The organism is Microbacterium halotolerans (assembly GCF_003569805.1).
GTDB lineage: Bacteria > Actinomycetota > Actinomycetes > Actinomycetales > Microbacteriaceae > Microbacterium > Microbacterium halotolerans.
The window spans coordinates 1,971,458-1,993,910 of the sequence record NZ_KZ984051.1; the positions used below are offsets into that span (position 1 = coordinate 1,971,458).

The 22,453-nt window shown below is 67.4% G+C and carries 24 protein-coding genes, 1 tRNA gene and 1 pseudogene; 14 read left to right on the forward strand and 12 right to left on the reverse strand.

Annotation, left to right across the window (positions count from 1 at the left end; all coding sequences use genetic code 11):
- Positions 1 to 46: 46 nt before the first annotated feature.
- Together rph and rdgB are read left to right on the forward strand one after the other, a co-directional pair.
- Positions 47 to 781, forward strand: coding sequence for a ribonuclease PH (gene rph, locus DZG09_RS09130; protein ID WP_119697260.1), 735 nt, complete (start codon positions 47 to 49; stop codon positions 779 to 781).
- Positions 778 to 1,362, forward strand: coding sequence for an RdgB/HAM1 family non-canonical purine NTP pyrophosphatase (gene rdgB / locus DZG09_RS09135; protein ID WP_119697261.1), 585 nt, complete (start codon positions 778 to 780; stop codon positions 1,360 to 1,362). The genes rph and rdgB overlap by 4 nt, the downstream gene beginning before the upstream one ends.
- A gap of 101 nt (positions 1,363 to 1,463) precedes the next feature.
- Here the strand turns inward: rdgB and DZG09_RS09140 are convergent, their stop codons facing one another.
- From DZG09_RS09140 to DZG09_RS16585, 4 genes are all read right to left on the reverse strand, one after another.
- A complete protein-coding gene (locus DZG09_RS09140; protein ID WP_420845897.1) occupies positions 1,464 to 2,345 on the reverse strand; it encodes a CPBP family intramembrane glutamic endopeptidase in 882 nt (293 codons plus the stop codon).
- 582 nt (positions 2,346 to 2,927) lie between these two features.
- Positions 2,928 to 4,670: a DUF5979 domain-containing protein gene (locus DZG09_RS09145; protein ID WP_119697480.1), complete on the reverse strand. Its 1,743-nt coding sequence runs from the start codon at positions 4,668 to 4,670 to the stop codon at positions 2,928 to 2,930.
- A 244-nt stretch (positions 4,671 to 4,914) separates the two neighbouring features.
- Complete coding sequence (locus tag DZG09_RS09150; RefSeq protein WP_119697262.1) at positions 4,915 to 5,094, reverse strand: hypothetical protein; 180 nt, start codon at positions 5,092 to 5,094, stop codon at positions 4,915 to 4,917.
- 15 nt (positions 5,095 to 5,109) lie between these two features.
- Complete coding sequence (locus DZG09_RS16585; RefSeq protein WP_162893244.1) at positions 5,110 to 5,265, reverse strand: hypothetical protein; 156 nt, start codon at positions 5,263 to 5,265, stop codon at positions 5,110 to 5,112.
- 20 nt (positions 5,266 to 5,285) lie between these two features.
- Here DZG09_RS16585 and DZG09_RS09155 point away from each other — a divergent pair.
- Positions 5,286 to 5,516, forward strand: a pseudogene (locus DZG09_RS09155) (DUF3263 domain-containing protein); the annotation flags it as partial.
- Positions 5,517 to 5,568: 52 nt separating this feature from the next.
- Here DZG09_RS09155 and DZG09_RS09160 read toward each other — a convergent pair.
- A tRNA-Leu gene (locus DZG09_RS09160) sits at positions 5,569 to 5,650 on the reverse strand.
- A 66-nt stretch (positions 5,651 to 5,716) separates the two neighbouring features.
- On the opposite strand from DZG09_RS09160, the gene DZG09_RS09165 reads away from it, so the two are divergent.
- The gene (locus DZG09_RS09165) at positions 5,717 to 6,184 is read left to right on the forward strand and encodes an arsenate reductase/protein-tyrosine-phosphatase family protein (RefSeq protein WP_240423809.1); all 468 of its coding nucleotides are present in this window, start codon (positions 5,717 to 5,719) and stop codon (positions 6,182 to 6,184) included.
- Positions 6,185 to 6,189: 5 nt separating this feature from the next.
- Here the strand turns inward: DZG09_RS09165 and erm are convergent, their stop codons facing one another.
- Positions 6,190 to 6,948, reverse strand: coding sequence for a 23S ribosomal RNA methyltransferase Erm (gene erm / locus DZG09_RS09170; RefSeq protein WP_119697263.1), 759 nt, complete (start codon positions 6,946 to 6,948; stop codon positions 6,190 to 6,192).
- A 305-nt stretch (positions 6,949 to 7,253) separates the two neighbouring features.
- On the opposite strand from erm, the gene DZG09_RS09175 reads away from it, so the two are divergent.
- From DZG09_RS09175 to DZG09_RS09205, 7 genes are read left to right on the forward strand one after another with little or no spacing between them, the layout of a single operon-like run.
- Positions 7,254 to 8,495 carry a TadA family conjugal transfer-associated ATPase gene (locus DZG09_RS09175; protein WP_240423811.1) on the forward strand — a complete coding sequence of 414 codons (1,242 nt, stop codon included), beginning with the start codon at positions 7,254 to 7,256 and terminating at the stop codon, positions 8,493 to 8,495.
- Positions 8,459 to 9,349, forward strand: a complete 891-nt coding sequence (locus DZG09_RS09180; RefSeq protein WP_338039991.1) for a type II secretion system F family protein — start codon at positions 8,459 to 8,461, stop codon at positions 9,347 to 9,349. The genes DZG09_RS09175 and DZG09_RS09180 overlap by 37 nt, the downstream gene beginning before the upstream one ends.
- Positions 9,346 to 10,287 carry a type II secretion system F family protein gene (locus DZG09_RS09185; RefSeq protein ID WP_119697264.1) on the forward strand — a complete coding sequence of 314 codons (942 nt, stop codon included), beginning with the start codon at positions 9,346 to 9,348 and terminating at the stop codon, positions 10,285 to 10,287. Before DZG09_RS09180 ends, DZG09_RS09185 begins: the two co-directional genes overlap by 4 nt.
- A gap of 45 nt (positions 10,288 to 10,332) precedes the next feature.
- Entirely contained in the window at positions 10,333 to 10,515 is a 183-nt protein-coding gene (locus DZG09_RS09190; protein WP_119697265.1) for a hypothetical protein, read from the forward strand.
- A 40-nt stretch (positions 10,516 to 10,555) separates the two neighbouring features.
- Positions 10,556 to 10,909, forward strand: a complete 354-nt coding sequence (locus tag DZG09_RS09195) for a TadE/TadG family type IV pilus assembly protein (RefSeq protein ID WP_240423813.1) — start codon at positions 10,556 to 10,558, stop codon at positions 10,907 to 10,909.
- Positions 10,884 to 11,345 carry a TadE family protein gene (locus DZG09_RS09200; RefSeq protein WP_119697267.1) on the forward strand — a complete coding sequence of 154 codons (462 nt, stop codon included), beginning with the start codon at positions 10,884 to 10,886 and terminating at the stop codon, positions 11,343 to 11,345. Before DZG09_RS09195 ends, DZG09_RS09200 begins: the two co-directional genes overlap by 26 nt.
- Positions 11,342 to 11,761, forward strand: coding sequence for a pilus assembly protein TadG-related protein (locus DZG09_RS09205; protein ID WP_119697268.1), 420 nt, complete (start codon positions 11,342 to 11,344; stop codon positions 11,759 to 11,761). The genes DZG09_RS09200 and DZG09_RS09205 overlap by 4 nt, the downstream gene beginning before the upstream one ends.
- A gap of 1 nt (position 11,762) precedes the next feature.
- Here DZG09_RS09205 and DZG09_RS09210 read toward each other — a convergent pair whose 3' ends face one another.
- Positions 11,763 to 13,010, reverse strand: a complete 1,248-nt coding sequence (locus DZG09_RS09210; RefSeq protein ID WP_119697484.1) for an MFS transporter — start codon at positions 13,008 to 13,010, stop codon at positions 11,763 to 11,765.
- Positions 13,011 to 13,157: 147 nt separating this feature from the next.
- Here DZG09_RS09210 and prfB point away from each other — a divergent pair, with 147 nt between their 5' ends.
- Positions 13,158 to 14,267 carry a peptide chain release factor 2 gene (prfB, locus tag DZG09_RS09215; protein WP_119697269.1) on the forward strand — a complete coding sequence of 370 codons (1,110 nt, stop codon included), beginning with the start codon at positions 13,158 to 13,160 and terminating at the stop codon, positions 14,265 to 14,267.
- A gap of 542 nt (positions 14,268 to 14,809) precedes the next feature.
- On the opposite strand, the gene qcrB is transcribed toward prfB, so the two are convergent.
- The 4 genes from qcrB to ctaE are packed head-to-tail and all read right to left on the reverse strand — an operon-like array spanning position 14,810 to position 19,082.
- Positions 14,810 to 16,528: a cytochrome bc1 complex cytochrome b subunit gene (gene qcrB / locus DZG09_RS09220; RefSeq protein WP_119697270.1), complete on the reverse strand. Its 1,719-nt coding sequence runs from the start codon at positions 16,526 to 16,528 to the stop codon at positions 14,810 to 14,812.
- Entirely contained in the window at positions 16,525 to 17,598 is a 1,074-nt protein-coding gene (gene qcrA / locus DZG09_RS09225) for a cytochrome bc1 complex Rieske iron-sulfur subunit (protein ID WP_119697271.1), read from the reverse strand. Before qcrA ends, qcrB begins: the two co-directional genes overlap by 4 nt.
- Before the next feature lie 30 nt (positions 17,599 to 17,628).
- Entirely contained in the window at positions 17,629 to 18,432 is an 804-nt protein-coding gene (qcrC, locus tag DZG09_RS09230; RefSeq protein ID WP_119697272.1) for a cytochrome bc1 complex diheme cytochrome c subunit, read from the reverse strand.
- A 23-nt stretch (positions 18,433 to 18,455) separates the two neighbouring features.
- Entirely contained in the window at positions 18,456 to 19,082 is a 627-nt protein-coding gene (gene ctaE / locus DZG09_RS09235) for an aa3-type cytochrome oxidase subunit III (protein ID WP_276116158.1), read from the reverse strand.
- Between the two features lie 119 nt (positions 19,083 to 19,201).
- Here ctaE and trpD point away from each other — a divergent pair, with 119 nt between their 5' ends.
- Together trpD and DZG09_RS09245 are read left to right on the forward strand one after the other, a co-directional pair.
- Positions 19,202 to 20,266 (forward strand): anthranilate phosphoribosyltransferase, encoded by a 1,065-nt coding sequence (trpD, locus tag DZG09_RS09240; protein ID WP_119697274.1) that lies wholly within the window; start codon positions 19,202 to 19,204, stop codon positions 20,264 to 20,266.
- Positions 20,263 to 21,522 carry an MFS transporter gene (locus DZG09_RS09245; RefSeq protein WP_162893245.1) on the forward strand — a complete coding sequence of 420 codons (1,260 nt, stop codon included), beginning with the start codon at positions 20,263 to 20,265 and terminating at the stop codon, positions 21,520 to 21,522. Before trpD ends, DZG09_RS09245 begins: the two co-directional genes overlap by 4 nt.
- Here DZG09_RS09245 and DZG09_RS09250 read toward each other — a convergent pair.
- The gene (locus tag DZG09_RS09250) at positions 21,476 to 22,438 is read right to left on the reverse strand and encodes a 5'-3' exonuclease (RefSeq protein WP_240423815.1); all 963 of its coding nucleotides are present in this window, start codon (positions 22,436 to 22,438) and stop codon (positions 21,476 to 21,478) included. The genes DZG09_RS09245 and DZG09_RS09250 overlap by 47 nt on opposite strands.
- Positions 22,439 to 22,453: the final 15 nt, after the last annotated feature.

Below are 22,453 nucleotides of genomic sequence, written 5' to 3' on the forward strand. Positions count from 1 at the left end.
CCGGGCGTACGTGCCCGCAGCATCCGGTGCGACTCAAGGAGACGAGATGACCGACATCACCCGCGCGGACGGCCGCGCCCTGGACGAGCTGCGCCCCGTCACCATCGAACGCGGCTGGAGCTCGCAGGCCGAGGGCTCAGCGCTGATCTCGTTCGGCGGCACGAAGGTGCTCTGCACTGCGTCGTTCACATCCGGCGTGCCGCGCTGGCTGACGGGCAAGGGCACCGGATGGGTGACCGCCGAGTACGCGATGCTGCCGCGTGCGACGAACGACCGCTCCACACGCGAGAGCGTGAAGGGGAAGCTCGGCGGCCGCACGCACGAGATCTCGCGCCTGATCGGCCGCGCGCTGCGCGCCGTCGTAGACACCAAGGCTCTCGGTGAGAACACGATCGTGCTCGACTGCGACGTGCTGCAGGCAGACGGCGGCACGCGCACCGCCTCGATCACCGGCGCCTACGTGGCGCTCGTCGATGCGATCGAGTGGGGCCGGGAGAAGGGGTTCGTGGCCAAGAATGCGAAGCCGCTCTCCGACAGCATCAGCGCGATCTCGGTCGGCATCATCGACGGCGAGCCGATGCTCGACCTGCCGTACGAGGAGGACTCCCGAGCCGAGACCGATATGAACATCGTGATGACGGGGGCCGGGAAGTTCGTCGAGGTGCAGGGCACGGCGGAGGGTGCGCCCTTCGACAAGTCGGAGCTCGATCGGCTGCTCGACCTCGGCGCGAAGGGCTGCGCCGATCTGACGCGCCTGCAGAACGACGCGCTGGGCCGATGACGCAGATCGTTCTGGCCACGCACAACCCGCACAAGATCGCGGAGTTCCAGCAGATCGTCCTGCGTGTGCGCCCCGACTTCGAGGTCATCGGCTACGACGGGCCGGAGCCGGTGGAGGACGGTGTCACCTTCGCGCAGAACGCACTGATCAAGGCGCGCGCTGCTGCGGCGCACACGGGACTGACGGCGCTCGCCGACGACTCCGGCATCTGCGTCGACGTGCTGGGCGGATCGCCCGGTGTGTTCTCGGCATACTGGGCGGGGCACAAGAAGGACGACGCCGCGAACCTCGATCTGCTGCTCGACCAGATCGGCGACGTCACAGACCCGCACCGCGGCGCTCACTACACGTCCGTCATCGCGGTCGTGACGCCGGAGGGCGAGGAGCGCACGGTCGAGGGCATCTGGCCCGGCCGGGTGGCAACCGAACCCCGCGGCGACGGAGGCTTCGGCTACGACCCCGTCTTCGTGCCGGACGACGACACCCGTTCGGCCGCCGAGCTGGCCGCCGAGGAGAAGAACGCCGTTTCGCACCGCGCCCGCGCCTTCGAGCACCTCCAGCCGATCCTCGCCGCCCTCTGACGCCCCGTGCCCCGCTGCCGAGATGCGCACTTCTCGTCGAGATGCGCCGGTTTCTACGTGGTTTCGTCGAAAACGTGCGCATCTCGTGGGCCGGGAGGGCGTCAGGGCACGAGGAACACAGCGTCGAGCACGCCCGGGTTGTGAGCGTGCACGAGTGCGGCGAACACGACGGCGTCGAACAGCAGATGCACCGTGACGATGTAGCCGAGTGAGCGTGTGCGCAGGAAGATGATGCCCTGCAGCAGCGCGAACGGGATGGTGAACGCCGGTGCCCATTCGCGGTAGCCGAGTTCCCACAGGAACGACACGAACACGATCGCCTGCAGCGCGTTGGCCGCCCAGTCCGGCAGGTGTCGGCGCAGCAGCACGAACGTGATGCAGATGAAGAACAGCTCGTCCCAGATGCCGACGGCCCCGACGCCGACGAAGAGCCGCGTGATGAGGTCGGGTGAGTCGACGACGGGCCAGTTCTGATAGGCGCCGCTGGTGATGAAGTAGAACGGCAGGATCAACCAGCCGAGCACGAGAACCGCCACGAGCCACACCCATTGCGCCGCGCGCCAGCGGCCGCCTGCGCGCCACGGGAACCGGATGGCGCGGTCGCGGTAGGCGAATCGCGACACGAGGTACGGCAGCACAACGGCGCCACCGAGCGCCAGGGTGAACCGCACCATGGCGGTGTCGTGGAGCTCGGCCGCCAGCGGAACGGCGCTGACGATCATCAGCCCGAGCGCGATGAGTGACAGGTCGCGCAGCAGGCTCGGAGCGCCGCCCCGCCGGAACGAGGTGACGCCGGTGCGACGATCGACGATCCAGGCTAGAACGAGCGCCACGGCGGCGAGGATCCAACCCAGCCAGGCGATCTCGAAGACGAACAGGGCGGGAGCGGCGAGGCAGAGGATCAGCGCCGGCGCCGCAGCCGCGGCCGGCGCAGAGTGGGCGGTCGCGCGGCTCGATGGATGCGCATCGGTGTCTTCGATCACGACAGGCTGCTCCTTCGGTTGGCCTTGTAAGGACGAACCGGCCATTCGGAACTACGCAACCCGGCCGTAGCGCCGTTCACCCGATCGCGACATGTATCGGAGGGACCCACGCGAGTCCTCTGACAATCGAGGGCTGGTTGTCGCTTCAGCCTATCGGTGCCGTGGTCCGCGCTGTACTCGGTCGACCCGTGCGACTCGGCCGGGCGAAGAAAGGCATGTCCGACGCATGCACAACGTGACATCGCAGCGCCTCGTGCCGTGCCACATCGCTCCGTTGACCGTGCTCATCAGATGCCCCCGTGCTGGCGTCCGATACGCCCTGATCCGTTGACATCCTTCGTGATCCTAGAATGTTCACTTCCTATAAGCCTAGGCACGACTATGACCGAACCCATAGATTCGCCCCTTCTGGCTTCGGTTGGGAGGGGCGCTCCTCGTCGTTCACATTGCGTCGGGTGCGGTCAGACGCAGCGTCGGGTGGGGAGCGTTGCCCCGGAGAGAGGCGCCGAGGTGAATGAGCTTCCTTGCACCTGGCCGTCTCCTGCCCTGAGCTGTGAATGGGCAGGAGACGGCTGGCGGTTGCTACTGCTTGGCGCGGCGGCGCAGTGTCATCAGGAGTGCCCCGCCGAGGAGCGACAGCATTGCCGCTCCCGTCAGAGGAGTCGCGATGTCCGTGCCCGTTGCCGCGAGCTCGTCTGACTCGTCACTCGGCTCCGGCGACGGCTCTGGAATCTCCGTGATTGGGTTCGTCACCGTCACGTGCACGATCTCGTCGCGATCGACCGTGAGCGTCTCTGGCGACACTTCCGGGGTTCCCCAGGTCGCTCCGTCGACTTCACTCGGGGCCGCCTCCGTGAGCGCGAGCTCCGCTCCCACCGGGAGCGGGTCTGAGCCGACGACCGTACCGTCGGCGGGAAGCACGAGAGTTCCGGATCCTGCTTCGAATCCTTCGCCGGCCGCATATCTGTACTCAAGGGTGAACTCAGCGTTCTCAGGCACCAGCTCTGCCCCGTCGCCGGTGATCTCCTTGGACGCCGAGAACGAGCCCATTGCGAGGGTGGCTTCGTTGGTGAGCGTGACCTCGACAGTTGCCCCACCCTCGATGGCGAAGTCATTTTCGGAGAGACTCGGTTCGGCCCAGTCGATGTTCGCCGGTTGTGTCGGAAGGATCTCTTCGACATGCACGAGCGAACCTTCCTCGAACTCTGGGCTGGTCCACGTTGCACCGTCCGCGATCGTGAACTCTCCTTCGGTGACGACTTCGTCCGGCGAGGTCACCGTGTAGGTTCCGTCGAACGTGATGTCGTCGATCGGCATGCTGTTCCAGATCACCTCCTTTGTGATCTGGAAGTCACCCACTCCGTCACCTGATCCGTCGGCCCCGCCGCCCTGATGGGTGACCTCGTTCTCTACGAGGACCGTTTCGGTGCCCTCGATCTCGATCGTCGCCTCGTTCGTGTAGGTGCCGGCCTTTCCGCCGTCGGTCACGCGCGTGTAGAAGACTCCGACGTAGACCCACCCCTCCTGAGTGGTGAAGTCGATCGTCGAGCCGTCATCGGAGACGGTGTAGCTGTCACGAGGAACGCCGTTGGCCGACCAGTCCGGGTAGCCGCTCTCGTCGAACTCGTTCGTGCCTCCCAGGTAGGTGTCCTCTGAGATGAGCTCGAGGTTTTCTCCGCCCAGATCAGTGATCGTGACCGCAAGGTCACCGTCCATCCCCTCGGGTGGTGTCTCCACCTCGACGTGCCATTCGACGATGCCTGACTCGCGGTCGTACATGCCGAACTTGTAGTTGTCGTACCCGCTCCACTCGCAAGTCGGGCATGGGCCGTTGTCGGGAGGCGACACCGTCACGGAAGTCCTGAGGTCGTCGATCTCATACGTCACCTCAGTGTTCTCAGTGACCTCCGTGGTCACCTCGACCCAGAAGTTGAACGAGCCCTGGAGATTCCGAGGATGTGCCTCCAGGTACGCGCTATCGAAATCGCAGTACAGCTGCGTGGCCGTGACGGTGCACTGCCCCATCGGCTCGCCTTCCGGATCGAGCAGCGGGAACGAGTCCGTCAGTCCCTGCAACTCCGCAGGGAGATCGATGGCGAACCCGGCAGGCGTCGCCGGGTGGTCTGGAAGGCTCCACGTCCCCCGCAGCTCCGCGGAAGTCCCCGATTCGACTTCCTCTTCTATGAAGTCGATCGACGTGATGTCAGCGTCCTGCACGTACGGCGGAGCAGCCGTTGCCGGCGCTGCGCCCACAAGAGCGCCGAGCAGCACAGCGACGAGCGCGGTGAGCGCCGTCACCGTCCTCGACTGTTTCTGGCTTCTCATTCGGTTCCTGTCTCTCGGTTGGAGCTTGTGCTTACGAGTCGGGCGCAGAGGGAGGAGAAGCGGTTTGCCTCTGACTTCAGATACAGCACCGATTCGCCACCCGCCGTTCCCCGAGCGCAGTGACTACGCCCCGAGCGTCGAGTACGCCCTATTTGGTGAGACCACGGGAAGTCGGTTTCATCACGCGATTTCACGAAAGTCGTCCTTGCGAGAACTTGTGCGGCAATTACAGGGCGACCCACGCTCAGCGCCAGTCGTCGAGTTCCAGGATCCCCTTGCTGTCCCCAGGAGGCTCACCGGCGGGCCATTCGATCCGGTACCCGCACTCCCGGCATTCGTCACCCTCGCTTTCGGGGTGCATGGTCACACCGCAGGCCGGGCGAAGGGGATGGGCGCCGTCGTCGGGCCCATCGTCACCGATCATGCGTGGCTCCTACTTTCATCGGGTCATCGACCGCACACCGGTGAGGACGATGAGGCCGACCGTAGATGCAGCGGCGATCGCAACGAACGCGTCTTGCACCATCGACACGACTTCCTTGAGCGGGAACGCATCAGGACCGTCGCGCAGGATCGACGGCGGGTCGATGGACACGGCCCAGACGCCGAGCAGAAGCGTTCCTATTCGAAGCTACCCACACGCGCCACTCTGGGGCGAAGGAAGATCTCATCCGCAACGACCTCGGACTAGCGTCGGCGAGGTACTACGTATTACTGCATCGTGCCGCGACATCGGGCGAAGGGATGGGGCACGACCCGATCACGGCCAGGCGCGTCCGGGAACGCATCCGAGCAGGGGCGCCTCAGAATAGTGTGTCCAAAGTGCGTCTAGTGCGTCATACTTGACGGCGCGTGGCTACAGTCAAATGCCTTGTGATCCCAGTGTTTTCTAAGTGAGTGCGGGCGGCGGGACTCGAACCCGCACGCCGTGAGGCACAGGAACCTAAATCCTGCGTGTCTACCAGTTCCACCACGCCCGCGCGGGTCCATTCTATGGGGCCGTTCACGGCACCAACCGGGTGTCCCGCACTCGTAGGCTGGTGCACGTGAGCATTTCGAAGGTCGTCGTGGTCTGCACAGGAAACATCTGCCGTTCGCCGATGGGAGAGGTCGTACTGCGCGAGCGCCTGGCTGCGAGCGGGATCGACTCCGACGTCGTCTCGTCCGGAATCAGCTCGGAGGAATCGGGCAACCCGATCGACCCGCGTGCCGCTGAGGCGCTGGCCGCTCGAGGGTACGAGGTGCCGCGGCGGACGGCACGCTGGGTCGGTGGCACGGATGACGTCGCCGGCGACCTGATCCTGGCGATGACCAGGCAGCACCGCGACGCCCTGATCCGCCGCGGCGCGGACCCAGCGCGGACACGGCTCTGGATGGTGTTCGTGCCGGATGCGGGAGACGCCGACGTCTCAGACCCGTGGTTCGGCGACCGCGCCGGCTTCGAAGAGACCCTCGATCTCATCGAAGCCGGCGCTGCGCACATCGTCGATGCGATCCGCGCTTCACGGGCATAGAACGGTCACCGCAGGCCGCGCCACAGGGTCGCCCAGTGCTCGGGGCGCAGATCGCGCGGGCGTCCGTCGCCGTGCACTCCCGCGTCGCGCAGCACGCGTTCGGCGCGGTTCCGGTCGACACGGGCCGCGCGTGAGACGAGCGTCCCGAGCGAACCGCCCCTGCCCGTGAACACGCTCCGGACGAAGAACGTGTACGCGCTGCGTTCGTGGTCGGGCACCAGCGGTTCGTCGCGTCTGGAGATCCGGATGATGCCGCCGTCCACGCTCGGCTGAGGTGCGAATCCCCACGACGGCACTCGTCCGGCGAGGTCGAATGCGAACCACGGCGCGGACTGCGCCGTCATCATCGTGCCTCCGCCGACTCCTGCGCGCTTGCGAGCGACCTCCCACTGCGTCAGCAGGATCGCCGTTCGCCACGACCGGCGGCCGAGCAATCGGCGGAAGATCGGTGTCGTCAGATGGAACGGCAGGTTCCCGACGATCACCGGGTCGGCGAGCGGGTGCGCGAGCACGTCGGCGTGGTCGACACGGACGCCCGGCAGCGACCTGCGCAACCTGGCAACGCGATGCTCATCGATGTCGATCGCCGTGACGGGGCGGTTCAGCTGCGCGAGGCGCGCGGTGAGCGCGCCGTCACCTGCGCCGAGTTCGAGTATGGCACCGGAGGTGTCGGAGACCAGCGATGTGATGCGGTGCAGGGTTGGGCGGTGGTGAAGGAAGTTCTGGCCGAGTTCGTGTCGGCCGCCAGAGGCAGAACGAGGCATGTCGCGCTCCAAGAAGAGAAGTCGGAGCGCCTCGAGACGGGGCGAGCGCAGAATGCGAGAAGTCGCCGATCCGAGGCGCAGTGGAATCTCGGATGGACGGCGCGCGAAATGCGGAGTAGGCGAGCGCGCCGTCAGGCGCGGCGGTCGCGAACCATGCGGTCACACGCCATCAGCGACGTGATGATCAGACTTCCCATGCGGGCAGAGTATCACGTGGCCTCACCATGACCGTGGGGCGAAAGGCGCACGACCTGCCTGTGGATAACTTCTGCACGGTCGACGCGATCTGAAGTAGACAGGATGGCGTGAGCGCCGTTCCTGCTGACCTGACCGATCGCATCCGGGCGCGTCTGCGTGCCGAGAGCATCGATCCGTCGCGCGACGGGGATTCGACCAGGCGTCTGGTCCGCGTCGAAGTGCGCCGCCACAATGACATCGCCTCGGCACGCGGATTCGCGCCCATCGACGACGAGACGGAATGCGAACGGGAAGTGCTCGCGGCGCTGTCGGGCTATGGGCCCCTCGAGCCCTATCTCACCGACGACACGGTCGAGGAGCTTTGGATCAACGCGGCAGACCGGATCTACGTGGCGCGCGACGGGCGCAGCGAGCGCCTGCCGCTGCGCCTGAGCGAGAGCGAGGTGCGCGAACTCGTCGAACGCATGCTGCATTCCGCCGGTCGACGGGTCGATCTCAGCCAGCCTCTCGTCGACGCATCACTTCCGGATGGATCACGATTGCACGTGGTCATCCCGGACGTATCCAGGAAGAACTGGCTGGTGAACATCCGGCGTTTCCTGCCGTCCTACCGCAGCCTCGAGGATCTCGCGCACGCAGGCTCGGTCGACATCGAAGCCGCGTCGCTGCTGCGTGAGGCCATGGCCTCAGGCCGCAGCATCATCGTGTCCGGTGCGACACACGCAGGGAAGACCACGATGCTCGCGGCGCTGCTCGACGCCTGCCCTTCGGAGCATCGGATCGTCACCGTCGAGGAGACCTTCGAGCTGGCCGTCGACGCACCCGACCTGGTCGCCATGCAGGGGCGCCAGCCCAGCCTGGAGGGCACGGGGGAGATCACGCTGCGCCGACTCGTGCGCGAGGCACTCCGGATGAGGCCCGACCGGATCGTCGTCGGCGAGGTGCGCGACGCAGAGGCGCTCGATCTGGTGCTCGCCTTGAACACGGGCGTGCCGTGCGCTGCCACAGTGCACGCTAACTCGGCCGCCGACGCGCTCGGCAAGCTCGCGATGCTGCCGCTGCTGGCCGGGCGCAACATCGACCGCGAGTTCATCGCACCGGCGATCGCGCAGAGCGTCGACCTCGTCGTGCACTGCGAGCGCCTCGCCGACGGGTCGAGGCGCGTCGCGGAGATCGTCGCTCCGACGGGAAAGCACGGACTCGACAGAATCGAGACCGAGCACGTCTGGCGAGCGCCGCGGCGGCGTCCGCGACCGGCCGCTCGTGCCCGGCGCGGTTCACATCCGTACGAGGCGGACCGAGCAGACGACATATGGCACGAACCGATGTCGAGGGACGCGGCGGTATGACGATCGTGCTCGGCGTCGTGCTGGCAGCGGGGGTGCTGCTGGTCGCAGCACCGTGGTTGTGGCCGCCCGGCGATCGCGTCCCACAGCGGACGGAAGACTCCAGCGCAGTACGTCTGCTCGAGTCGGCAGGCTTCTCCCGGACGGCGCCGCGGGTGCTGTACCTCGGCTGCGCATCGGCAGGCATCGTCTCGGCGGCGATCGCCTGGCTGGTCACGACGATCCCTGTGCTTGCGGCACTGGCGCTGATCGCGGGCGGTCTCGCTCCTGTGGTCTGGCTCCGTGGGCGCCGCGCCTCGCTCATCCGGGCACGACGCGGTCTCTGGCCGGATGTGTGCGACCTGCTGATCGCGTCGGTGCGTGCCGGTATGGCACTGCCGGATGCCGTGTCTAGTCTCGCGGAGTCGGCGCCGCACACGCTGCGTCCCGCGTTCGCGCAGTTCGCACGCGACATGGCCGCATCCGGGCACTTCGAATCGAGCGTGGATCGGCTGAAGTCCGCCCTCGCCGACCCGCTCGCCGACCGGATCGTCGAGACGCTGCGGATGTCGAGGCAGGTCGGCGGCACCGAGCTCGTTCCCGTGCTGCGTGCGCTGTCCGCGTCGGTGCGGGCTGACGTCGCTGTGCGCGGCGAAGTCGAATCGCGCCAATCGTGGACGAAGGGCGCCGCCGTGCTGGGCGTGATCGCGCCGTGGGCGATCCTCGGAATGCTCGCCCTCCGCCCGGAAGGTGCTGAGGCGTACTCCAGCAGTCTCGGCATCGTGGTGATCGTCGTCGGCGCCGTGGTCTCGGTTGTCGCCTACCGCCTGATGATCCGCGTAGGGCGCCTGCCGGAACCGAAGCGGTGGTTCGCATGACGGCGTGGACGGCCATCGCCCTCGCGGTGCTGCTGGGAGGAGCCTTCGGCGCCGGCCTGTGGACGCTCCTGGCGGTGATGCCCCGGTGGGGCGCAGCGCCCCTCGACCGCCGCATCGCCCCGTACATCCGCGATGTCACGGACCCGGCCGGCACGACACTCGCCGGAGGGGCAAGCGACCCGGGAACGGCGCTCGCCGGAGTGCTGCACATGCTCTGGCAGGCAGCACAGACGCGCGCGTCCGCGCTGTGGGGAGGCACCGACACGATCGCGCGCAGGCTCGAACGCGCAGGCCTTGCCGGCGATGTCGCGGCGTTCCGGGGCCGCCAGCTCGCGTGGGGTCTCGTCGGCGGCGCGGTCGGAGGGCTCATCGTCGTCGCGCTGGCGGTGGCAGGACGCTTCGCGCCGCCGTCGATCCTGCTCCCGCTTCTGGGCGCCGCGACGGGCGCGCTGGGCTGCGACGCGCTTCTGACAGCGAGGGCCCGCTCGCGCTCGGCCCGCATCGCGGAGGAGCTGCCGACCGTGCTGGAATTCCTCGCCCTCTGCCTCGCCGCTGGCGAGGGGATCCTGGACAGCATCCGGCGAGTGTCCGATCTGGGAGGCGGGGAACTCGCCGCGGAGCTGCGTCGCGTGGTCGTCGAGGTCGGCACCGGCGCCCCGCTCGCGCTGGCACTGACGGATCTGGCCCGTCGCACGGACGTGCCAGCGCTCGGTCGCACCGTGGACCATCTGGTGGCCGCGATCGATCGCGGCGCGCCGCTCGCGCAGGCGCTGCAAGCGCAGGCGAGCGATTCGCGCGAAGAGGCGAAACGGTCGCTGATCGAGCAGGCGGGCAAGCGCGAGATCGGCATGCTCGTGGTGCTGGTCTTCGCGATCCTGCCGCTCAGCGTCGTCTTCGCGCTGGTACCCGGCATCACCATGCTGCGAGTGGGGTTCTGAACGGACGCGAACCGGATGAAGGCACACGATTCGAGGAGAAGAACAATGACGGACTGGGTTGGGATGCGGGAACGAGAGAGCGTGATCGATGATGAGACGGGGGACGTGCCGGGCTGGGTTCTCGTGACGCTGATGACCGCGGGCCTCGTGGTGACCATCTGGGTGCTCGCGGGGCCCGCGCTGTCGGCGCTGTTCGAGCGCGCGATCTCGAGCGTCGGCGTGATCTGAGGCCGTGAACGGGGTATGGACCGAGGAGCGGGGCTCGGCTGTGACGGAGTTCATCCTCGTCGGCGCCCTGCTCACGACCCTCACACTCGCCGTGCTGCAGCTCGGCTTCGCGCTCTACGTGCGGAATGTCGCGCACGACGCGGCGGTGGAAGGCGCCTACTACGCGGCTCTCGCCGACACCGAGCTGGGATCGGGCGCGGACCGCGCCGCTGAGCTGATCAGCCGTGGGGTCGGTGGCGCGTACGACCACGAGGTCAGCGCGAGCACGGTCGTCGTCTCCGGCGTCGACTCAGCGGTCGTCACGGTGACGGCGACGCTGCCGCTTGTCGGTCTTCTCGGTGCACCGAACGGATTGGAGGTGACGGCGCATGCGCCCTTGGAATCGTTCGAATGAGGATCGCGATCCGCTCTCCGCTTCGGAACAGGGCTCCGCGTCGCTCGAGTTCGTCGCCGTGGGCGTGCTGATGCTCGTGCCTCTCGCGTATCTCGTGATCGCGCTCGCAACGGTGCAGTCGCAGACGCTCGGAGCGGAGGCGGCGGCGCGATTCGCGGCACGCACGATCGCGAGCGGGCCGGACACCGACCCCGCAGCGGCCGTGGCGCAGGTCGCCCAGCAGTACGACATCGACGCGGCGACGCTCGATGTGTCGATGAGCTGCCTGCCCGAAACCGGCGTGTGTCCGGACGCAGGTTCGATTGTGCTGCTCACCGTTCGAGCGGAGGTGGACCTGCCGTTCGTCCCCTCCGTACTGGGCTTCGACTCCCTCACGAGCATCCCCGTCGAGGCGACAGCCGCGCATAAGGTCTCCCGCTTCTGGACAGGCAGATGAACCGCCGGATCACCCGCGACGAGCAGGGCAGCACACTGCTGCTCACGCTGGGATACGTCCTGCTGGCGCTGGCGGTCATCCTTGTCTGCGCAAACGCATCATCGCTCTATCTTGCGCAGAAGCGACTCGACTCTCTCGCCGACTCCGCCGCGCTCGCCGGCGCAGACGGCTTCCGGATCGAGTTGGTCGGAGACGAGCCGCGCGCCGTTCTCATAGATGCCTCGGTCACGGATCAGGCAACGGCGGTCGTCGCCGCGTCGGGCGGGGGAGCGGAGCTGGTCTCATCGGGAACTCCCGACGGCGTCTCCGCCAGAGTGACGGTGGCCGACGTCTGGCACCCGATCCTGGTCTCGCCGTTCGTGCCGGGCGGCGTTCAGATCGAGGCGACGGCCACGAGCCGCACAGTGCTGAACTGATTCACGCAGGATCCGTGCCCGGGGCGGTGCCGCCCGGCGCATAGCGCGGTACCCAGCGCACGAATGCGAATGCGCCGAGCAGACCGATCGCTCCGACGATCGCGGTGGCGAAGGAGAGGGACGCCACGGCAGTGATTCCCGAGACGATCAGCGGTGTCGACGCGCCGCCGGCGTCGGACAGCGTGCGCCACGATCCGAGGAAGGCCGCTGGGTCCTCCGCAGGAGCGACGTCGGCGCCCAACGTGAGCAGGATGCCGCTGGAGAGACCGTTGCCGACGCCGACGACGATGGCGAAGACGCCGAACCAGAGCGCGGCGCTGTCGAGATCGTGCGTCAGCGACAGGCACACCAGCGCGGCCCCCATCAGGAGGGAGGAGGGAACGACGGCCCACAGCCGCCCGAAGCGATCGGTGATGTGGCCGCTGACATAGAACAGCGCGAAGTCGAGAGCCCCGGCGACGCCGACGACCAGAGCGATCGTCTGCGAATCGAGGCCGATCGAGACGCCCCACAGCGGGAGCACCGACTGGCGAGCCGCGCGCACGGCGGCGAGACAGGCCGCGGCGGCACCGAGGCGCGACAGCACGGCGCGATACCGCCACATCGTCCGCCACACGCCCGTGCGCTCCGGTACCGTGATCGATCCGGTGACGGGTTCGCCCGTGTCCTCGACTTCTCGGGAAGCGCCGCGCCTGCCGTTTCGCCCTGACGCGAAGCGGGCCTCCGGGTCCGGTCCGAACGTGACGAGCAGGCCGACGAACACCAGCACGATCGCGAAGAACCAGATGCTCGACTGCTCCGCGCCGAACAGCGCGAGCAGACCGGCCGCGACGAACGGGCCGGAGAACGCGCCCAGCCGGAACGCGCCGCCGAGGGTGGCCAGCGCGCGCGCTCTGAACCTGATCGGCACGCGCGTGGTCATGAACGTGTGCCTGGCGAGCGCGAACGCCGCGGCGAAGAAGCCGACGGCCAGAGCGCCGAGCGCGAGCACGCTCCATACGGGTGCGAGCAGCATCACGACGCAGCCGAGGATCGAGCCGAGCGCGGCGAGCACCATCGTGCGGCGCTCTCCTGCACGCGAGACCAACCACCCTGCGGGGATGTTGCCGCACAGCTGACCGACGACGATGCCGGCTGGTACGAGAGCGGCGACTGCGAGGGACGCGCCGAGATCGACCGCGATGACGGGCAGCAGAGGAAGGACAGCGCCCTGTCCGAAGGAGTACAGCGCGGTCGGCCCGTAGATCATGGGCGCGAACCTCATCAGAATCGAACGGCCGTCCGGATCGGGGACGGACGTTCCGGAAGCGCTCACCGATCTCACATTACCCTCAGCGGATGCAGGGCCGAGGGCGCAACGTCGACCGCCGGAATAGCGGGGTAGGCTGGGGAAGCCATGATTGAACTTGATCTGTCCGCCGAGATTCAGGCGCTGCGCTCCACGTTCGCGAACATCCGAGAGGTCGTGAACCCCGACGCCCTTCGCGCGGAGATCGGACGGCTCGAGGACCGGGCCGCGGATCCGGATCTGTGGAGCGACCAGGAGAACGCGCAGAAGGTCACCAGCGCCCTCAGCCACTCCAAGGCGCAGCTCGGCAAGATCGAGCGGGCGGAGTCGCGCATCGATGACCTGGAGGTCATGGTCGAACTCGCCGTCGAGATGGACGACGCGGAGACCGCAGACGAGGCTCGGCGTGAACTCACCGCGCTGGAGAAGACGATCAGCGATCTTGAGGTGCAGACGCTGCTCGACGGCGAGTTCGACAATCGCGGCGCGGTCGTGACGATCCGCTCCGGCGCAGGCGGCGACGACGCCACCGACTTCGCCGAGATCCTGATGCGCATGTACCTGCGCTGGGCCGAGCGCCGCGGGTACTCCGCCAAGGTGCTCGACACGTCGTACGCCGAGGGAGCCGGAATCAAGTCGGCGACGTTCGAGATCGATGCCCCCTACGTGTACGGAACGCTCTCCGTCGAGGCAGGGACGCACCGCCTCGCGCGCATCAGCCCCTTCGGCTCGGCCGACAAGCGGCAGACATCGTTCGCGGCCGTCGAGGTCATTCCGGTGATGGAGGAGGCACAAGAAGTCGACATCCCGGAGAACGACATCCGCGTGGACGTCTTCCGCTCGTCAGGGCCCGGCGGTCAGTCCGTCAACACGACCGACTCCGCCGTGCGCATCACTCACATGCCGACCGGCATCGTCATCTCGATGCAGAACGAGAAGTCGCAGATCCAGAACCGCGCGGCCGCTATGCGACTGCTCCAGACGCGCCTGCTCCTGCTGCAGAAGGAGGAAGAGGCTGCCAAGAAGAAGGAACTCGCCGGAACCATCACGGCGAGCTGGGGCGATCAGATGCGCTCCTACTTCCTCTACGGCCAGCAGCTCGTCAAGGACCTGCGCACCGGACACGAATCGGGCAATCCCTCCAACGTCTTCGACGGCGACATCGACGCCTTCATCAACGCGGGCATCCGCTGGCGCAAACGCCCCACAGACGACTGAGCAGTCGTTTCGAAGGCGTCGATCTCCTCGGAGGTCGACGCCTTCCTGCTGTCTGGGGCGGCAGGAGGAGTCCGCTCGCGGGAACGGTCGAGACGCAAGCTTCGGACGGGATAAGGAGCAGCGTCCGTCGGCTCCGGACAGGAGGGTCCGGAGGACATTCCCCCGTCGCTCGCTGCGCTCGCTCCTCCCGCCAAACCCGATGCCAGCCTCCGAACCCTCCTGTCCTGCGCCGCCTCCCAGCGCCGGATCAGAGCCAGCGTGGTTGCGCTCCGAATCCTTCCTGAGCTGCGCTTCGCGCAATGCACCGGCGCCCGTGCCAACGCGACGCACGCTGGAAGCGGGCGCAGGATGTGACGTTTCGGAGGCTGGCATCGGGTTTGGCGTGAGCTCGCGAAGCGAGCGAGGGAATGTCCTCCGAGGCGTCACATCCGGAGCCCGCGTCGCGAGCGTCACATCCCGTTCCCGCGCCGTAGGTACTCCGTCTCGGGAACGCAGAAGGGCGCCCGCTCTCGAACGAGAACGGGCGCCCTTCGTGCTTCGGGCTACTTCTTGTCGTCGCCTTCGGTGATCTCGGGCTGACCGTGACGGAAGTGCGGGGTGTCCGTCGGGTCTGCGCCGTACTCGGCCAGCGCGTGGTGCTGGTGCTCGTCGGCGTGCTCGAGCTCCGTCTGGGTGAGCGGGGCGAGGCGGTCCTCGAAGAACCAGCGCGACAGCGCCGCACGGAACCTCTGGCTGCCGCGGATCCTGCCCTGGTCATCCGGACGCACGATGAGGGGCTCGTACTCGGAATCCGGGATGAGCTTCCAGCGCTCGTACTCGTCGACGGGCTTGTGCACCTCGCGGAACTCACCGCCAGGCAGACGCACGATGCGGCCGGACTCGTAGCCGTGCAGAACGATCTCTCGATCCTTCTTCAGCAGCGCGAGGCAGATGCGCTTCGTGATCCAGTACACGATGATCGTGCCGAGGATCAGCGCGGCCTGCAGGCCGTGGATGACGCCTTCCATCGTGAGCTTGAAGTGCGTGGCGATGATGTCCGAGGACGCCGCCGCCCACAGGACCGCGTAGAACCAGACGCCGGCGGCGCCGATCGCGGTGCGAGTCGGAGCGTGGCGCGGGCGCTGGGCGATGTGGTGCTCGCGCTTGTCGCCTGTGACCCAGCCTTCGATGAAGGGGTAGACCGCAACGAGCACGATGAACACGCCGAGCACGATCACGGGCGCGAGAACGCCCATTGCGAGCGTGAAGTCGCCGACCTGGATGTCCCAGTGCGGCGGCGCGAGACGCAGCGCACCGTCGGCGAAGCCGATGTACCAGTCGGGCTGCGTGCCGGCGGACACGGGGGAGGGGTCGTATGGGCCGTAGTTCCAGATCGGGTTGATCTGCACAAGTGAGGCGATCAGGACGATCGCGCCGAAGACGATGAAGAAGAACCCTCCCATCTTGGCCATGTACACCGGCATCATCGGGTAGCCGACGACGTTCTTGTTGGAACGGCCGGGGCCCGCGAACTGCGTGTGCTTGTTGACGATCATCAGCAGCAGATGCAGAGCGACGAGCGCGATCAGGATCAGCGGCAGGATCAGGATGTGCAGCGCGTACAGGCGCCCCACGATCGCGTCGCCGGGGAACTCGCCGCCGAACAGCAGATACGAGGTCCATGTGCCGATCAGCGGGAAGGCCTTGATCATGCCGTCGATGATGCGCAGGCCGTTGCCCGAGAGGACGTCGTCGGGGAGCGAGTAGCCGGTGAAGCCGAGCGCCATCGCGAGGATGAAAAGAATGAAGCCGATCACCCAGTTCAGCTCGCGCGGCTTGCGGAACGCACCGGTGAAGAAGATGCGAAGCATGTGAACGCCGATACCTGCGACGAAGACGAGCGCGCCCCAGTGGTGGATCTGACGGACCAGCAGGCCGCCGCGCAGGTCGAAGCTGATGGCGAGGGTCGACTCCATCGCGGCCGACATCTCGACGCCGTTCATCAGCGGGTAAGCGCCGTGGTAGGTCGTCTCGGCCATCGAGGCGTCGAAGAAGAAGGTCAGGAAGGTGCCGGACAGCAGCACCACGACGAACGACCACAGCGCGATCTCGCCGAGCATGAACGACCAGTGGTCGGGGAAGACCTTGCGGCCGAGCGCCTTGACGAGGCCGGACAGGCTGGTGCGCTCATCGAGGTAGTTCGCGACGCCGCCGACGACGCGGCCGCCCAGCGGCTTCTCATCCGGCTTTCGCGTTTCTTCGTGAACGGTGGCGGTACTCAATGGCGCTCCCAGAAGGTCGGGCCCACGGGCTCTTCGAAGTCGCTGCGTGCGACGAGGTAGCCCTCGTCGTCGACGGCGATGGGCAGCTGCGGCAGCGGGCGCGAGGCCGGGCCGAAGATGACCTTCGCCTCGTGCGACACGTCGAACTGCGACTGGTGGCAGGGGCAGAGAAGGTGGTGCGTCTGCTGCTCGTAGAGAGCGACGGGGCAGCCGACGTGGGTGCAGACCTTGGAGTACGCGACGATGCCGTCGTACGACCAGTCCTTGCGCTCCTCGCGCTCGGTCAGCTGTTCGGGGAGCAGGCGGACGAGGAGGACCATCGCCTTGGCCTTCTCGTTGAGCTTGCCGTCGTGGTGGTCGAGCTCCGTGAGACTCTCGGGGATGACGTGGAACGCGGAGCCGAGGGTGACTTCTGAGGCCTTGATGGGCGTGCCGTCCGGGTCGCGTGCGAGCCGGACGCCCTCATCCCACAGGGTGTGGTGCAGCAGCGCGACCGGGTCGCCGGCCTCCGGGTGATCGGGCGACGAGTGCGGTGCGAGCCCGCGGAAGAGCGTGATGCCCGGCAGGATCGACGCGCCGAGCGCGACGAACAGCGAGTTGCGGATCATCTTGCGACGGCCGAAGCCCGACTCGTCGTCGGCGGTCTTGAAGGACTCGACGACAGCGGCGCGTGTCTCCTCGGTGCCGCGCGTGTCGTGGCGCTCCTCGACGTACTCCTTGTCGTTCATCAGCGTCTTGGACCAGTGGATGGCCGCAATGCCGATCGACAGCAGCGCAAGTGCGATGCCGAGCCCGATGAACATGTTGTTGTAGTGGATCGAGGACATCTCCTGGTCCTCGATCGGGAACAGCATGTAGGCGGCCATCGCCCACAGGCTGCCGGCGGCCGACAGGTAGAACAGGGCATATACCGTGCGGACCGCGCGCTTCTCCGCCTTCGGGTCCTTGTCCGTCATCCGCTGCCTGTGGGGCGGCAGACCCGGGTTCTGCGCCGGGTCTGAGACGTTGACCGCCAGGCCGGAGGAGGGCTCGGGTCCCTTCACCGCCTCAGTGCCACCGTCGCGTGCCATGGTGCTCCTCGTAGATTCTTTCGTCATGACTCAGTTGGACTTCGCCGTGATCCACACCGTGACCGCGATCAGACCGCCGATGCCGAAGATCCACACGAAGAGACCCTCGGAGACGGGGCCGAGCGAGCCGAGTGTGAACCCGCCCGGAGCCTCAGCCTGCTGCTGGTAGAGCAGCGCCGAAATGATGTCGCGCTTGTCCTCCGGAGTGAGGTTCATGTCGTTGAAGACCGGCATGTTCTGCGGCCCCGTGACCATGGCCGCGTAGATGTGCTGTCCTGAGGTTTCGTAGATGTTCGGCGCGAACTTGCCCTCAGTGAGCGCACCACCTGCCGCTCCGACGTTGTGACACATGGCGCAGTTGATGCGGAAGAGCTCTGCGCCCTTCGCCACGTCCCCCTCGCCGTCGAGGAGCTCGGCATCCGGGTACGTCGGGCCGGGAGCGACTGACTGCACGAAAGCGGAGACCGCGAGGACCTGGTCCTCGGTGAACTGCGGCTCCTTCATCTCGGCCTGCGGCCCCTGCATCTGCAGCGGCATACGACCGGTCGACATCTGGAACTCGACGGAGAGCTCGCCGACGCCGGCCAGTGACGGGCCGTTGTCCGTTCCCTCGAGGTTCATGCCGTGACAGGTAGCGCAGTTCGCCTGGAACAGCTTCTGGCCGTCATCGACCGTGAGCGCGGATTCGACCTGCGCGGTCTCGCTCGTCGCCGCGACGGCGGCCGTTGCACCGGCGTAGATGCCACCGGAGAGGATCAGACCGATGCCGATGAGCGCGGCGGTTGCGAGTGGGCTGCGTCGGCCGGTCCTGCGGCCCTTTGTGAACAGTGCCATGTGATGCTTCTGCTTTCGCTCTCTCACTTGAGGAAGTAGATGACCAGGAACAGCGCGATCCAGACCACGTCGACGAAGTGCCAGTAGTAGGACACCACGATCGCCGTGGTCTCCTCCTTCTGTCGGAACTTCTTCACCGCGTAGACGCGGCCGATCGTGAGCAGGAAGGCGATCAGCCCGCCAGTGACGTGAAGGGCGTGGAACCCGGTCGTCAGGAAGAACGCTGCGGAATACGGATCTGTCCCGATCGACACTCCCTCTGCGACCAGCTGCGCGTACTCCCAGACCTGACCGGACACGAAGACGGCGCCGAGCGCGAACGTGATCCAGTACCACTCGACCATGCCGAGCCGCTTCTTGCCGCCCTGGACGCTGCGGAACGGACGGCCGTTCTCTGCGGCGAACACGCCCATCTGGCACGTCACACTGGACAGCACCAGGATGATCGTGTTGATGAGGGCGAACGGCACGTTGAGCAGGCTGGAGCCGTGCTCCCACAGCTCTGGGCTGGTGCTGCGGAGTGTGAAGTAGATCGCGAACAGCCCAGCGAAGAACATCACTTCGCTTCCGAGCCAGACGATCGTGCCGACAACGACCGGTTCGGGTCGCTTCACTTTCAGTGCCGGGGCATGCGTAGCTGGGGATGTCACCCCACCATTATGTCCGATGAATCGGCATGCTGATGGCACGACCCGGCCCGGATCCGACTGAGGGGGACCTTAGTCGGCGCTTGCAAAGGCCTGGGAATCCGGGCGGATAGGCTTGTGGCATGGCTGAAGAGATCATGTGGTCGGATGTCCTGACGACCGTCCTCGACGGACGCGACCTGAGCGTTTCCGAGGCGACATGGGCCATGCGCCAGGTCATGCAGGGCGATGCGACGCCCGCTCAGCTCGGCGGGTTCCTGATGGCGCTGCGCGCGAAGGGGGAGTCCGTCGAGGAGATCATCGGCTTCCGTGACGCGATCCTCGACGCCGCCGTGCCGCTCCCCGTCGACCCGAATGTGCTGGACATCGTCGGCACCGGCGGCGACCGCGTCGGCACCGTCAACATCTCCTCCACCGCGGCGATCGTGATCGCTGCGCTGGGAATTCCGGTTGTCAAGCACGGCAACCGCGCCGTCAGCTCGAAGTCGGGGGCGAGCGACGTGCTCAGCCGGCTCGGCGTCGACCTGAGGCTGTCACCGGATGGCGTGGCGGAGGTTCTGGAGCGTGCGGGCATCACCTTCGCGTGGGCCGCAGCCTTCCATCCCGGCTTCAAGCACGCCGGGCCCGTGCGCGCGGAACTCGGCGTGCCGACGGTGTTCAACTTCCTCGGACCGCTCGTGAACCCCGCCAGAGCGGAGGCGAACGCCGTCGGCGTGGCGAACCCGGATGTCGTGCCGCTGATCGCCGGCGTGTTCCGCACGCGCGGGGCGACGGCACTGGTGTTCCGCGGTGAGGACGGGCTCGACGAGCTGACCACCACGGGCTACAGCCGCATCTGGCAGATCTCGAACGGCGACGAGCACGCCTTCGACGTGCATCCGCGTGACCTGGGCATTCCGACGGCAGAGCTCGACGATCTCCGCGGCGGGGACGCGGCGCACAACGCCGACGTGCTGCGTCGCACGCTCGCGGGGGAGCAGGGGGCGGTCCGTGACATCGTGCTGCTCAACGCTGCGGCAGGCGTCGTGGCCTACCGGCTTTCCCACGACCCGTCGCAGGCGCAGCGGAACATGATCGAGCGTCTGGTGGAGGCGAGGGACGAGGCGGCGGCTGCTGTCGACGACGGTCGCGCCGAGGGGCGTCTGGCGGCGTGGGTCGAGGCATCGAGCGCTGCGGGGGCGCGGTGACGGGCGCAGCGCCCGTCTTTCGTCGTTCCTTCCCCTGGCTGGTCGTCGCCGGGGTCCTGATCGCCGCGCTGAGTCTGCGCGCTCCTATTCTCGCGATCTCACCCGTACTGCGCGACATCGTCGCCGATCTCGGGATCGACGCGACGTCGGGGTCGATGCTGATGACCGTCGCCGTGGCGATGTTCGCCATCGCGACGCCGGCGGCCTCGCTCGTCGTGCGCCGTGCGGGCCCGGAGATCGCCGTGCTGGTGTGCCTCGTCGGCGTCGTGATAGGCACGCTCGTCCGTGCCGCACCGGACTTCACCGCGATGCTCGTCGGAACGGCGATCATGGGGGCCACGATCACGATAGGCAACGTCGTGATCCCCGTGATCATCCGCCGCGATGTGCCGGACCGCAGCGTGCCGACGGTCACCGCCGCATACGCCGCCATGATGAACCTGGGGTCGCTGCTGGTGACCCTCGGCACCGTGCCGATCGCCGATCGCACCGGATGGCCGTTGGCGCTCATCGCATGGAGCATTCTCACCATCGCGGGCATCGTGCTGTGGGGCGTGCATCTGGTACGCGACCGTCTGCCCGGCATGTCCTGGGTCGAACAGGGCACGCGCTCGTCGCAGACGGTGAGCCGCGGCACGGAGGAATCGATCGCGATGACCGGACCGGTGCCGGTCGTCGGACGGAACCGCGGCGCCCTGCGCAACCCCGTCGTCTGGCTGCTCACCGCTGCCTTCGCCGGACAGTCTGCCGGCTACTACGCGCTGTCGACATGGCTTCCGTCCATCGCGGCCGACCTCACGGGTGCCGAGCCCACGGCGGCGGGCGCGCTTGCGTCGATGTTCCAGGCGACAGCGATCGCCGGCGCCTTCCTGGTGCCGCTGCTGGCGCGGTTCTTCCCGATCGTGGTGCCCGCGATGACGGTGGCGGTCGGCTGGATCGTGCTGTCCGTCGGGCTTCTCCTCGTCCCGGATCTCTATCTGCTGTGGGCGTCGATCGGCGGTGTCGCACAGGCCGGCGGTTTCGTGGTCGTGTTCACGGTGCTGGTGCGGTCGGTGCGCTCGGACGCAGAGGCAGCGACCGCGTCGGCCACGGTTCAGGGCATCGCGTACGTCGCGGGCACACTCGGGGCTCCGATCGCAGCGCAGCTGCACGATGCGACGGGCACCTGGACTGCGACGCTGACGTTCACGCTCGGGTTGGCGGTGCTGTTCACCGTGTCGCTGGCGGCGGCGCTGATCGCCCTTGGGCGTCGTTGAGGAACTCCTGCTCCAGCGCGTCGAGAGCGCGTCGCATCGACGATTCGACACCCCAGTGCTCGGCGAACGCCTCGGCGGCCGTGCGGTCGGGCGCGCCTGGCACAGGCTCCTCAAGGTCGAGATCACGAGCCACCGCGACGACCCGCGGTGCGGCGTCGAGGTAGTCGGCGGCGGCGGCGATCTTCTTCGCCACGGCAGGTGTCATACCGGCCTCCGCCGCGGCGGCCTGCCGGATCGCGCCGATGCCCCCGTGCTGCTGCAGCAGTGCCGCCGCGGTCTTGTCTCCGACGCCCTTGACACCGGGGAGGCCATCTGAGGAGTCGCCGCGCATGGTCGCGAAATCGGCGTACTGCGCGGCGGTGATGCCGTACTTCGTCTCGATGACGTCTCCGGTGACGACTTCGAGATTGCTCATGCCGCGCGCGGTGTAGATGATGCGCACATCCCTGGCATCGTCGACGAGCTGGAACAGGTCTCGGTCTCCCGTGATGACGTCGACGTGCTCCTGGCGCGTCGCGAGTGTGCCGATGACGTCGTCGGCCTCATGCTCGGCCGCGCCGATGACGGGGATGCCGAGCAGGCCCAGATACTCCCGGATGATGGGCACCTGGGCGCGCAGCGCGTCCGGCGTCTCCTCCACATCCGGAGCGCCGGCGACCTCTTCGACGACGCGGTGCGCCTTGTAGGTGGGGATCAGCTCGACGCGCCACGCGGGGCGCCAGTCGTCGTCCCAGCATGCGACGATGCGGTCGGGCTCGTAGGTTTCGACGAGCCGAGCGATCATGTCGAGCAGGCCCCGTGCCGCGTTCACGGCCGTGCCGTCCGGGGCGCGGAACCGATCGGGAACGCCGAAGAACGCTCTGAAGTACAGTGCTGCGGTGTCGAGCAGCATGAGCCGCCCCGTGGTGTCGACCATGGTGACAGTCTCCCA

What these genes read in the sequence shown, in the direction of transcription:
- rph (WP_119697260.1), top strand. Translation starts at nt 47, where the DNA reads ATGACCGACATCACCCGCGCGGACGGCCGCGCCCTGGACGAGCTGCGC.
- rdgB (WP_119697261.1), top strand. Translation starts at nt 778, where the DNA reads ATGACGCAGATCGTTCTGGCCACGCACAACCCGCACAAGATCGCGGAG.
- DZG09_RS09145 (WP_119697480.1), bottom strand. Translation starts at nt 4,670, where the DNA reads ATGAGAAGCCAGAAACAGTCGAGGACGGTGACGGCGCTCACCGCGCTC.
- DZG09_RS09150 (WP_119697262.1), bottom strand. Translation starts at nt 5,094, where the DNA reads ATGATCGGTGACGATGGGCCCGACGACGGCGCCCATCCCCTTCGCCCG.
- erm (WP_119697263.1), bottom strand. Translation starts at nt 6,948, where the DNA reads ATGCCTCGTTCTGCCTCTGGCGGCCGACACGAACTCGGCCAGAACTTC.
- DZG09_RS09180 (WP_338039991.1), top strand. Translation starts at nt 8,459, where the DNA reads ATGGCACGAACCGATGTCGAGGGACGCGGCGGTATGACGATCGTGCTC.
- DZG09_RS09185 (WP_119697264.1), top strand. Translation starts at nt 9,346, where the DNA reads ATGACGGCGTGGACGGCCATCGCCCTCGCGGTGCTGCTGGGAGGAGCC.
- DZG09_RS09190 (WP_119697265.1), top strand. Translation starts at nt 10,333, where the DNA reads ATGACGGACTGGGTTGGGATGCGGGAACGAGAGAGCGTGATCGATGAT.
- DZG09_RS09200 (WP_119697267.1), top strand. Translation starts at nt 10,884, where the DNA reads ATGCGCCCTTGGAATCGTTCGAATGAGGATCGCGATCCGCTCTCCGCT.
- DZG09_RS09205 (WP_119697268.1), top strand. Translation starts at nt 11,342, where the DNA reads ATGAACCGCCGGATCACCCGCGACGAGCAGGGCAGCACACTGCTGCTC.
- DZG09_RS09210 (WP_119697484.1), bottom strand. Translation starts at nt 13,010, where the DNA reads ATGATCTACGGGCCGACCGCGCTGTACTCCTTCGGACAGGGCGCTGTC.
- prfB (WP_119697269.1), top strand. Translation starts at nt 13,158, where the DNA reads ATGATTGAACTTGATCTGTCCGCCGAGATTCAGGCGCTGCGCTCCACG.
- qcrA (WP_119697271.1), bottom strand. Translation starts at nt 17,598, where the DNA reads ATGGCACGCGACGGTGGCACTGAGGCGGTGAAGGGACCCGAGCCCTCC.
- qcrC (WP_119697272.1), bottom strand. Translation starts at nt 18,432, where the DNA reads ATGGCACTGTTCACAAAGGGCCGCAGGACCGGCCGACGCAGCCCACTC.
- trpD (WP_119697274.1), top strand. Translation starts at nt 19,202, where the DNA reads ATGGCTGAAGAGATCATGTGGTCGGATGTCCTGACGACCGTCCTCGAC.
- DZG09_RS09250 (WP_240423815.1), bottom strand. Translation starts at nt 22,438, where the DNA reads ATGGTCGACACCACGGGGCGGCTCATGCTGCTCGACACCGCAGCACTG.